Annotated in this window: 10 protein-coding genes and 1 pseudogene; 6 read left to right on the forward strand and 5 right to left on the reverse strand. The window is 61.6% G+C overall.

Going from position 1 to position 10,027, the window contains the following annotated elements; all coding sequences use genetic code 11:
* The 5 genes from pheS to Q0K43_RS08465 all read left to right on the forward strand — a co-directional run.
* Nucleotides 1-714, forward strand: a 714-nt coding sequence (gene pheS / locus Q0K43_RS08445; RefSeq protein WP_297290116.1) for a phenylalanine--tRNA ligase subunit alpha, incomplete at its 5' end; no start/stop codon positions are given.
* Between the two features lie 18 nt (nucleotides 715-732).
* Complete coding sequence (pheT, locus tag Q0K43_RS08450; protein WP_297290117.1) at nucleotides 733-3,423, forward strand: phenylalanine--tRNA ligase subunit beta; 2,691 nt, start codon at nucleotides 733-735, stop codon at nucleotides 3,421-3,423.
* A 169-nt stretch (nucleotides 3,424-3,592) separates the two neighbouring features.
* Nucleotides 3,593-4,105, forward strand: a complete 513-nt coding sequence (locus Q0K43_RS08455) for an NAD(P)H-dependent oxidoreductase (RefSeq protein WP_297290118.1) — start codon at nucleotides 3,593-3,595, stop codon at nucleotides 4,103-4,105.
* Nucleotides 4,106-4,203: 98 nt separating this feature from the next.
* Nucleotides 4,204-4,701 (forward strand): hypothetical protein, encoded by a 498-nt coding sequence (locus Q0K43_RS08460; protein ID WP_297290119.1) that lies wholly within the window; start codon nucleotides 4,204-4,206, stop codon nucleotides 4,699-4,701.
* Nucleotides 4,702-4,749: 48 nt separating this feature from the next.
* Nucleotides 4,750-5,226, forward strand: a complete 477-nt coding sequence (locus Q0K43_RS08465) for a TspO/MBR family protein (RefSeq protein ID WP_297290120.1) — start codon at nucleotides 4,750-4,752, stop codon at nucleotides 5,224-5,226.
* 38 nt (nucleotides 5,227-5,264) lie between these two features.
* On the opposite strand, the gene hcp is transcribed toward Q0K43_RS08465, so the two are convergent.
* Nucleotides 5,265-6,908, reverse strand: coding sequence for a hydroxylamine reductase (hcp, locus tag Q0K43_RS08470; protein ID WP_297290121.1), 1,644 nt, complete (start codon nucleotides 6,906-6,908; stop codon nucleotides 5,265-5,267).
* Nucleotides 6,909-7,012: 104 nt separating this feature from the next.
* Here hcp and Q0K43_RS08475 point away from each other — a divergent pair, with 104 nt between their 5' ends.
* Nucleotides 7,013-7,699: a Crp/Fnr family transcriptional regulator gene (locus tag Q0K43_RS08475; RefSeq protein WP_297290122.1), complete on the forward strand. Its 687-nt coding sequence runs from the start codon at nucleotides 7,013-7,015 to the stop codon at nucleotides 7,697-7,699.
* A 44-nt stretch (nucleotides 7,700-7,743) separates the two neighbouring features.
* Here the strand turns inward: Q0K43_RS08475 and Q0K43_RS08480 are convergent, their stop codons facing one another.
* From Q0K43_RS08480 to Q0K43_RS08495, 4 genes and pseudogenes are all read right to left on the reverse strand, one after another.
* The gene (locus tag Q0K43_RS08480) at nucleotides 7,744-8,214 is read right to left on the reverse strand and encodes a GNAT family N-acetyltransferase (RefSeq protein WP_297290123.1); all 471 of its coding nucleotides are present in this window, start codon (nucleotides 8,212-8,214) and stop codon (nucleotides 7,744-7,746) included.
* A 10-nt stretch (nucleotides 8,215-8,224) separates the two neighbouring features.
* Complete coding sequence (gene vanT / locus Q0K43_RS08485) at nucleotides 8,225-9,412, reverse strand: serine racemase VanT catalytic subunit (RefSeq protein ID WP_297290124.1); 1,188 nt, start codon at nucleotides 9,410-9,412, stop codon at nucleotides 8,225-8,227.
* Nucleotides 9,409-9,879, reverse strand: a complete 471-nt coding sequence (locus tag Q0K43_RS08490) for a serine O-acetyltransferase (protein WP_297290125.1) — start codon at nucleotides 9,877-9,879, stop codon at nucleotides 9,409-9,411. Before Q0K43_RS08490 ends, vanT begins: the two co-directional genes overlap by 4 nt.
* Nucleotides 9,876-10,027 (reverse strand): annotated as a pseudogene (locus Q0K43_RS08495) (D-alanine--(R)-lactate ligase); the annotation flags it as partial. The gene Q0K43_RS08490 and the pseudogene Q0K43_RS08495, both read right to left, overlap by 4 nt.

Consider the following 10,027-nt stretch of genomic DNA (forward strand, 5'->3'; position numbering starts at 1 on the left):
GGCCACCGCCACCCCATGTATATCGCCCTGGACGAGATCAAGGAGATCTTCATCGGCATGGGCTTCACTGTGCTGGACGGTCCCGAGGTGGAGCTGGCCGAGCTGAACTTTGACCGCCTCAACGCCGAGGAGGGCCACCCCTCCCGGGACTGGAGCGACACCTTCTATTTTGACAAGGACAGCCGGGTGATGCTCCGTTCCCAGACCTCCCCCATGCAGGTTCGGGCTATGGACACCATGCCCCTGCCCATCCGCATCATTGCCCCCGGCCGGGTGTACCGCAAGGATGAGGTGGACGCCACCCACTCCCCCATGTTCCATCAGGTGGAGGGCATGGTCATCGACAAGGGTGTCACCATGGCCGACCTGAAGGGCACTCTGAATACCGTGGTGGAGCAGCTCTACGGCAAGGGCACCAAGACCCGGTTCCGGCCTCACCACTTCCCCTTCACCGAGCCCTCCTGCGAGATGGACGTCCAGTGCCACAAGTGCGGCGGCGTGGGCTGCCCCACCTGTAAGGGTGAGGGCTGGATCGAGCTGCTGGGCGCGGGCATGATCCATCCCAAGGTGCTGGAAATGAGCGGCATCGACCCCAACGTGTACTCCGGCTGGGCCTTCGGCATCGGTCTGGAGCGCACCGCCATGCGCCGGTTCAAGATCGCCGACCTGCGGCTCATCTTTGAAAACGACGTGCGGTTCCTGGAGCAATTCTAAGAAAGGAGTGTAGGAACAATGAATCTGAGCAGAAAATGGCTGAATGAATTTGTCACTGTGACTGCCTCCGACAAGGAATTTGCCGAGGCCATGACCTTCTCCGGCTCCAAGGTGGAGCTGACCCACGACCTGGGCGAGGAGATCTCCAACGTGGTGGTGGGCCGTCTGTTGTCTATGGAGCGCCATCCCGACTCCGACCACATGTGGATCTGCCAGGTGGATGTGGCTCAGGACGAGCCCATCCAGATCGTCACCGGCGCCTGGAACATCCATCCCGGCGACCTGATGCCGGTGGCACTCCACAAGTCCACCCTGCCCGGCGGCGTGAAGATCCAGAAAGGCAAGCTGCGGGGTGCGGTGTCCAACGGTATGTTCTGCGGCCTGGCTGAGCTGGGCCTGGATACCCGGGACTTCCCCTACGGCGTCATCATCCCCGCCGCCATTCTGGGGGACTATCACCCCCTGGACAAGGACAAGCCCTCCATCCCTGCCGACATCCAGCCCGGCCACAAGATCTATGGCCCCGTGGTGTGCGCCAAGGTGACCGGCGTCACCACCACCGGCTACTCCACCTATGACATCGCTCTGGATACCGGCGACGGCACGGTTACCGTCTCCACCAACTGCCCCAACCTCCATGAGGAGGACCTGGTGGCCTACAACACCAAGAGCAATACCATCTGCACCCTGGAGGATCTCCACGCCCAGCAGGCCGAGTTCCCCCACTGCATCCCCGACGGCATTTTTGTGCTGAACGAGGACTGCAAGCCCGGCGACGACATCAAGCCGGTCATCGGCCTGGATGACCATGTGGTGGAGTTTGAGATCACCCCCAACCGGCCCGACTGTCTCTCTGTCATCGGTCTGGCCCGGGAGGCGGCAGCCACCTTCGGCCAGCCGCTCAGCCTCCACGAGCCTGTGGTCAAAGGCGGCGCAGAGGGCTCTCTGGCGGAGCTGCTGGATGTGGAGACCCCCGCCAGCGACCTGTGTCCCCGCTACACCGCCCGGATGGTGCGCAACGTGAAGATCGCCCCCTCCCCCAAGTGGATGCGGGAGCGGCTGCGGGCGATGGGGGTCCGGCCCATCAACAACATCGTGGACATCACCAACTACGTTATGCTGGAATACGGCCAGCCCATGCACGCCTTTGACTACCGCTATGTAAAGGGCGGCAGGATCATCGTCCGCCGGGCGGAAGAGGGGGAGCATCTGACCACCCTGGACGGCAAGGAACACATCCTCAACGGCAACCATCTGGTCATCGCCGACGAGACCCGGGCCGTGGGCTTGGCGGGTATTATGGGCGGCGAAAACAGCGAGATCGTGGACGACACCGTGGATGTGGTCTTTGAGTCGGCCTGCTTTGACGGCACCTGCATCCGCAAGGGTGCCCTGGCCCTGGGCATGCGGACCGAGGCCTCCGCCAAGTTTGAGAAGGGCCTGGACCCCATGAATACCCTGCCCGCCGTCAACCGGGCCTGCGAGCTGGTGGAGCTGCTGGGCGCCGGCCAGGTGGTGGACGGCACCATCGACATTCTCAATTATGTCCCCCAGCCCCGCGTCCTGAAGCTGGAACCCGAGAAGATCAACAGCCTGCTTGGCACCGACATTGCCGAGGGCGAGATGGTGTCCATCCTGCAGAAGCTGGACTTCCAGGTGGACGGCGATCAGGTCACCGTGCCTTCCTGGCGGGGTGACGTGGAGCGGATGGCCGATCTGGCGGAAGAGGTGGCCCGGTTCCACGGCTACAACAACATCCCCACCACCCTCATGCGAGGCCAGACCACCCTGGGCGGCTATTCCGACGAGGAAAAGCTGGAGCGTCAGCTGGGCAGCCTGTGCCGCAGCCTGGGCTTTGACGAGATCATCACCTATTCCTTTATCTCCCCCACCTGCTACGACAAGATCTGCTGGGACGCCGACGATCCCCGCCGTCAGTCCTTCAAGATCCTCAATCCCCTGGGCGAGGACACCTCCATCATGCGTACCACCGTGCTGCCCTCCATGCTGGAGATCCTGACCCGCAACTACAACTACCGCAACCAGAACGTGCGTCTCTATGAGGTGGGCCGCATCTACCTGCCCGGCGGCGACGACGGTCTTGCCGTGGAAAACAAGGTGCTGTCTATGGGCGCCTATGGCGACGACATGGATTTTTACGCCCTCAAGGGCGCCGTGGAGGCCATTCTGAAGGACCTGCGGGCCGAGGACGTCCATTTCGAGGTGCCCAGCGTGACCAATCCCTCCTATCACCCCGGCCGGGTGGCCGATGTGTACGCCGGCGACCAGCGCATCGGTGTGCTGGGCCAGATCCATCCCCTGGTGGCCCAGAACTACGGCGTAGACGCCCCCTTCTACTGCGCGGAACTGGACTTCGGTCAGCTGCTGTGCAGCCGTGGCCCCGCTCCCGAGTATGTCCCCCTGCCCAAGTTCCCCGCCGTTACCCGGGACATCGCCGTGGTGTGCGACGAGGCCGTCACCGTGGGTGCGCTGGAAAACACCATCCGCAAGGGCGCCAAGGGCCTGCTGAAAGACTGCAAGCTCTTTGACATCTATCGCGGCAAGGGCGTGGAGGAAGGTAAAAAGAGCGTGGCCTTCAACCTGGTCCTCCGTGCCGACGACCGCTCCCTCACCAGCGAGGAGGCCGACGCCGACGTAAAGCACATTCTGGAAACGCTGGAGAAAGAACTGGGCGCCGTCCTGCGGTAAGCCCTCATCTATCCAAAGGCCACCCCGCCGCAGATATAGCGGCGGGGTGGCCTGCTGTTTCCCCAAATATTTGCTTTTTATTCATATTGTTTTACTAGGTTTTTTATCCAATCTGTGTTATAATGAATTTGCCAAAATAACGAGATTGTAAGGAGAGACGCATATCTGTATGGATCTTATCTTGACGGACAGAGCCCTTCCTTCCCTTCCCAGGCATGACCAACTGCATGTGGTCCATGTGGCCGAGCAGCGCATCGCCCCATGCGTGGGCTGTTTCGGCTGCTGGATCAAAACGCCGGGCCGCTGCGTGATCCGGGACGACGCCCCGGCCATCTATCCCCGCATCGCCCATTGCGACCGTCTGCTGGTGGTCAGCCGCCTGTTTCTGGGCTGTTACGACCTGCCCATGAAGCGGCTGATGGAACGCTCCCTGCCCAATCAGCAGGCCTTTATCCGCATCCATCATGGGGAGACCCACCACATACAGCGATCGGTGCATCCCAAGCAGATGACGGTGGTGGCTTACGGTGCGGAAAGCGACGGGGAAAAGGCTCTGTTTGCACGCTTTGTGACGCGCAACGCACTGAACACCCTCTCCGAGGACTGTACCATCCACTTTGCAGACTCCGAAGCGCAGGTGGACACATTGGTTGAAAAGGCGGTGGCCGCATGGGAAAACTGATGATTATAAATGGCAGCCCCCGGGCTCCAAAATCCAACTCCAGGCATTATATCCAGGCTTTTTTGTCCGGATGGTCCGGCCCTTACGAGCAATACAGCGTGGTAGAAAAGAAACACGCCTCCTGTCTGGAGCGGCTGGAACAGTGTTCCGATCTGCTGCTGGTCTTCCCCCTCTATACCGACGCCCTCCCCTCCGGGCTGATGGAGTTTCTGCAGGCGGCGCTGGCCCAGCCCCCCGCCAACAAGCCAAAGGTGCATTTGGTCATCAACTGCGGTTTTCTGGAACCGGAGCAAAACGACGTGGCGGTGGATATGATCCGTCTGTTTTGTGAAAGAACAGGCTGCCCCTTTGTCTCCTGTCTGCGCATAGGCGGGGGCGAGGGCTTTCCCTCCACCCCTTTTATGGGGATGGTCAGACGCAGGCTGAAAAAACTGGCTGCCGCCATCTCCAGGGGCCGTCCGATCCAGATGAAAGTGTCCATGCCGCTGACCAAGGGGCTGTTTCGGAAGGCTGCCAACCGCTACTGGCTGAACCGGGGGCAGGCATTTGGGGTCACACAGGCCCAGATGTCCTCACTGGAGATCGAAGGCCGGTAGCGTATATTGAGGAGATGCTTTGTATATACTGGGTTCAGGTGATGGTATATGAAGAAATCTCCCTGGAAAATTTACGCCCTTTTCATTCTCATTACGGAAGCGGTAGGCTTCCTCTCCGGCTGGCTGACCCGGGACGGAGCCAAAGTTTACAGCCAATCCATTGTCCAGCCGCCCCTGTCCCCGCCCGCCATCGTCTTTCCCATCGTCTGGGGCATTCTGTTTGCACTGATGGGCGTTGCCGCCGCGCGGATCTGGCTGTCGCCCCCCTCCGACACCCGCACCCGGGGGCTGCTGCTCTATCTGGTGCAGCTGGCCTTCAACTTTTTCTGGAGCATTCTGTTTTTTAACTTCCAGGCCTTCGGCTTTGCCCTGATCTGGCTGGTGGTGCTGTGGGTGCTTATCCTGTGGATGCTCCTCACTTTCCGCCAGATTGACCCTGTGGCCGCGTGGCTACTGATTCCCTATCTGCTGTGGGTGAGCTTTGCCGCCTATCTCAATCTGGGCGTCTGGTATCTCAATCGGTAAAAAAGTCCGGCAGGCTGCGCCTGCCGGACTTTCCCATATTATGCGTCCTCACCAAAAAACAGTTTCATGTCCTCTTCCACAGTGCCGATACCTGCGATGTCGAAGTGATCCACCAGTACCTTGGCAACGTTGGGACTGAGGAAGGCGGGGAGGGTAGGCCCCAGGTGGATATGTTTCACCCCCAGATGCAGCAGGGCCAGCAGCACAATGACCGCCTTCTGCTCATACCAGGCGATGTTATAGATGATGGGCAGGTCATTGATATTCTCCAGCCCAAAGACTTCTTTCAGCTTCAGCGCGATCACCGCCAGCGAGTAGGAGTCGTTGCACTGGCCGGCATCCAGCACCCGGGGAATGCCGCCAATGTCCCCCAGATCCAGCTTGTTGTATTTATATTTGGCGCAGCCAGCGGTGAGGATCACCGTATCACGGGGCAGCGCCTTGGCAAACTCAGTGTAGTAGTCCCGGCTCTTGGCCCGGCCGTCACAGCCGGCCATCACCACAAACTTCCGGATGGCGCCGCTCTTGACCGCTTCCACCACCTTGTCTGCCAGGGCCAGTACCTGGGCATGGGCAAAGCCGCCCACGATCTCGCCCCGCTCCAATTCTTCCGGCGGAGCGCACTTCTTGGCATGGGCAATCAGAGCGGAGAAGTCCTTCTTCTCCCCCACGCCGCCTGGGATGTGGGGACAGCCGGGGAATCCGGCGGCCCCGGTGGTATACAGTCGGTCCTTATAGCTCTCCTTGGGCGGCACAATGCAGTTGGTGGTCATCAGAATGGGGCCGTGGAAAGACTGGAACTCCTCCTTCTGCTTCCACCAGGCGTTGCCGTAGTTGCCCACAAAATTGGGGTACTTCTTGAAGGCGGGGTAGTAGTGGGCGGGCAGCATCTCCGAGTGGGTGTACACATCCACCCCGGTGCCCTGGGTCTGCTCCAGCAGCTGCTCCAGGTCCCGCAGGTCGTGGCCGGACACCAGAATGCCGGGGTTTTTACCCACACCGATGGACACCCTGGTCATTTCGGGGTTGCCATAGGCCCCAGTGTTGGCCTTGTCCAGCAGGGCCATACCCTGGACGCCATACTTGCCGGTCTCCAGGGTCAGAGCCACCAGGTCATCGGCGGTGAGGCTGTCGTCCAGAGTGGCAGCCAGGGCGCGCTGGAGAAAGGCGTCCACCGCTTCGTCATCCTCCATGAGGGCATTGGCGTGCTTGGAGTAGGCAGACAAGCCCTTCAGGCCGTAGGTGATCAATTCCCGAAGCGAACGGATATCCTCGTCCTCTGTAGACAGCACCCCTACCTGGGCAGCTTTGCCCTCCCAGTCCCCGGCGCCGTCCCACAAAGCGGCCTCAGGCAGGTTTTCCTTTCCCTCCACCCGCGTCAGCAGATCTGCTTTGACCGCCAAAGTGGCGCTGATACGGGCCTCAATGGCCGCCTTATCAAAATTGGCGTTGGTGATGGTGGTAAAGAGATTCAGGGTGACCAGATGATTGATCGCCCCATCCACCGGTACGCCCTGAGCCCTCAGGGCAGTCGTTACGGCGGACAGGCCCTTTGTCACATAGACCAGCAGATCCTGCATGGCAGCCACATCGGCCCCCTTGCCGCAGACTCCCACTCTGGTACAGCCGGTACAGCCGGCGGTCTCCTGGCACTGATAGCAAAACATCTTGTTGTGTTCCATTGATAAACCTCCCTGGTATGGCACGGCCCGCTTGCCGTTGTGGGCTTAGTATAGTATAATAACAGCAACAAGTATGTTGTTAAGACAACATTTTGGAGGGGATTATGAAAGGAACTTTGCTGGCAAATACCGCGCTGTTCCGCGGCGCCTCTCCCCAGGAGGCGGAGGGTATGCTGAACTGTCTGGGGGCGGTGGAAAAACGATATTCCAAGGGGGAGCAGATCTACCGCAGCGGAGACTTTGTGGCCGACCTGGGCATGGTGCTGTCGGGCAGCGTACTGATCCAGACCGACGATCTGTGGGGCAACACCACCGTACTGGACAAGGCCGGTCCCGGCCAAATCTTTGCCGAGACCTACGCCTGTATCCCCGGAGAACCGCTGATGGTGGATGTGGTGGCGGCAGAATCCGCCCAGATCCTGTTTCTCAATGTGGAGCGGGTTCTGCGGGTATGCCCCCACACCTGCGCCCATCACAGCAAGCTGATCCGCAATCTGCTGCTCCTGTCCGCACAAAAGAACCTGAACCTGTCCCGGAAGATCTTCCACACCTCTTCCAAGACCATCCGGGGCCGCCTGCTGTCCTATCTGTCCTACCAGGCCCGGCGGAACGGCAGCAGCAGCTTTTCCATCCCGTTCAACCGGCAGCAGCTGGCCGACTATCTCAACGTGGAACGCAGCGCCCTATCCAACGAACTGAGCAAAATGCAGCGGGACGGACTGATCCAGGTGGAAAAGAACCGCTTTACACTGGTACGGGAGCCTTCCGACTTGACCACCCACCCCTTCTGAAAAAATAAAACGCAGGGCCGGCGGCCCTGCGTTTTTATGTGCAGTTACAAATCGTAGCGGTATACCTTCTCTGTGGCGCCATCCCCCACCGGGATTCGATCCACAAACTTCCAGCCGATCTTCTCGTAGTAATTGTCCAGCTTCGTGATGAGGTAGAGACAGGGATAACGGTGCAACGCTCTGGTGGCCTCGATGCTTGCCGTCTGAAGTCTCTGGCCAATGTGGAGATTACGATACTCATCCTTGACATACAGCGTTGCCATCCACGGCGACAGATCCTGCCTGGTCTTTGCGTCATTGAGCCACAGGGATACCACTCCCACCGGCTTGTCCCCCATGACCGCCACCAGCATCTGAGGTACGGTATCCCGCTGGGAGGCATACTTGGTGCGGTAAACGATCTCTTCCAGGGAATATCCGTCCGCTTTGGCCCATTCCAACCACAGCCACTGGGATACTTCCTCCATATACTCCGGAGCATCGGCCAGGTTGAGGATTTTGATCTCTTCCGACATGACAGTCCTCCTATCCAAGCGTTTGTTGATCTGACGCTTCCATTATAAGGGCATGATCAAACTCCGTCAAGGGCCGCAAAATGGGCAGGCGGGCCCCCAGCCGGGAGAGCAGCTCGTTGGTGATGGTGCCGCACCGGGCGGCCACCTCTTCCGCCCGGATCTCCGCCCCGCCGTCCCGGCCGATGAGGGTAACCACGTCGCCCGGGACGGTCTGGGGCACGCCGGTCACATCCACCAGCAGCTGGTCCATGCACATCCGCCCCGCCATAGGACAGCGCACCCCCCGAATCAGTATCTCCCCACCCGCCTGAGCCAGCATCCGGGGCAGTCCGTCGGCGTAGCCCACGGTGACCACCGCCAGCTGGGTATCCTCCCCGGCCCGGAAGGCCAGGCCGTACCCGGCGCCCTCCCCGGCGGGTACGGTACGCAGGGCGGCCACCCTGGCCCGCAGAGACAGGGCCGGGCGGAGCGGATCGACGGTGGGCCGATCCTCCTCCCGGCTGTACACGCCGTACAGGGCGATGCCCGCCCGGGCCCAAGCGCAGGGCTGTGGCGGCAGGTTCAGGATGCCGTAGCTGGCCTGGATATGGACGGCCCCCGGGTCCAGCCCGGCAGCAGCCATTCGGGCCACAGCCCCGTAGAATCGATCCAGCTGGGTTCGGGTGAATGCCTGCTCCTCCGGGCTGGCACCGTCCGACACACACAGGTGGGAAAAGGTGCCGGTGACCTTTAGGTTGGGCAGCGCCCAGGTACGGGCGATGGCCTCATGGTCCTCTGCCGGGATGCCCAGCCGGTGCATCCCGGTGTCCAGGGCCAGGTGGGCCTCCAGGGGTACCCCTGCCGCCGACAGCGCCCTGCCGTGGGCCTCGTCGGCCACGCATTGGGTCAGCCGCCACCGGGCCAGTTCCTCCGCCCCCTCCGGCGGGGTGTAGCCCAGGATGAGGATGAGGCCCCTTACCCCCCGCCGCCGCAGGCTGATCCCCTCCGCCAGGCAGGCCACCGCGAAGGCCGCCACACCCCGCCGCTCCAGGTATCGAGCCACCGGGCCGGCCCCGTGGCCGTAGGCGTCCGCCTTGACCACCGCCATCAGCCGGCAGCCGGGGCCCATCCGTTTCTGGAGACAGGCGGCATTGTGGGCCACAGCCTCCAGGTCCACCTCCCGCCAGGCCCGGGCGGTGATTGCTCTCTCGTACGTCATACCCTCTGCTCCCTTTCCAAGATCCGGGGCGGCGGGGCCACCACAGTGCTGCCGTCGGGGACATCCTGACAGACCACAGCCCCTGCGCCGATGAGGACGCCCCGCCCCACCCGGATCTCCCCCACCAGCACCGCCCCGGCACCGATGAGGCAGTCCGGGCCGATCACCGGGGCCTTCCCGTCCACCTCGCCGATGGTCACATTCTGATAGATCTTGCACCTTGCCCCTACCACTGCAAAGCGGGAGATAAATACCCCGTGGAGGCCGTGGGGAAGGATTGGCTTGCCCTCAAACTCCGCACCCGGCCCCACATAGCCCCCGTGGCGGTGGGCGCTGCGGCACATCAGATAGGTGCAGAGGCTCCGCAGCAGCCGGTTCCCCGTCCTTCGCCGCAGCCGGTACAGCCGCCAGAACCAACCCAGGCCGTCCCCTCTGGACCGGGCGATGAGCCTGTCTAAAACCCTCATGGCTCCAGCCCCAGGGCAATGAGGCGGCTCACCAGGGCGGGAAAGTCCAGGCCGATCCCCTTCATCATATCGGGGTAGCGGCTGTGGGCGGTAAAGCCGGGGATGGTGTTGACCTCGTTGAAGTAGATCTCCCCCTCCGGGGTGAGGA

It is taken from the genome of uncultured Flavonifractor sp., from assembly GCF_944383115.1.
Taxonomy (GTDB): Bacteria; Bacillota; Clostridia; order Oscillospirales; family Oscillospiraceae; genus Flavonifractor.

Bases quoted from the DNA above. Each gene is read 5' to 3' on its own strand.
- pheT (WP_297290117.1), top strand. From the start codon at position 733: ATGAATCTGAGCAGAAAATGGCTGAATGAATTTGTCACTGTGACTGCC.
- Q0K43_RS08465 (WP_297290120.1), top strand. From the start codon at position 4,750: ATGAAGAAATCTCCCTGGAAAATTTACGCCCTTTTCATTCTCATTACG.
- Q0K43_RS08480 (WP_297290123.1), bottom strand. From the start codon at position 8,214: ATGTCGGAAGAGATCAAAATCCTCAACCTGGCCGATGCTCCGGAGTAT.
- hcp (WP_297290121.1), bottom strand. From the start codon at position 6,908: ATGGAACACAACAAGATGTTTTGCTATCAGTGCCAGGAGACCGCCGGC.
- Q0K43_RS08475 (WP_297290122.1), top strand. From the start codon at position 7,013: ATGAAAGGAACTTTGCTGGCAAATACCGCGCTGTTCCGCGGCGCCTCT.
- Q0K43_RS08490 (WP_297290125.1), bottom strand. From the start codon at position 9,879: ATGAGGGTTTTAGACAGGCTCATCGCCCGGTCCAGAGGGGACGGCCTG.
- vanT (WP_297290124.1), bottom strand. From the start codon at position 9,412: ATGACGTACGAGAGAGCAATCACCGCCCGGGCCTGGCGGGAGGTGGAC.
- Q0K43_RS08455 (WP_297290118.1), top strand. From the start codon at position 3,593: ATGGATCTTATCTTGACGGACAGAGCCCTTCCTTCCCTTCCCAGGCAT.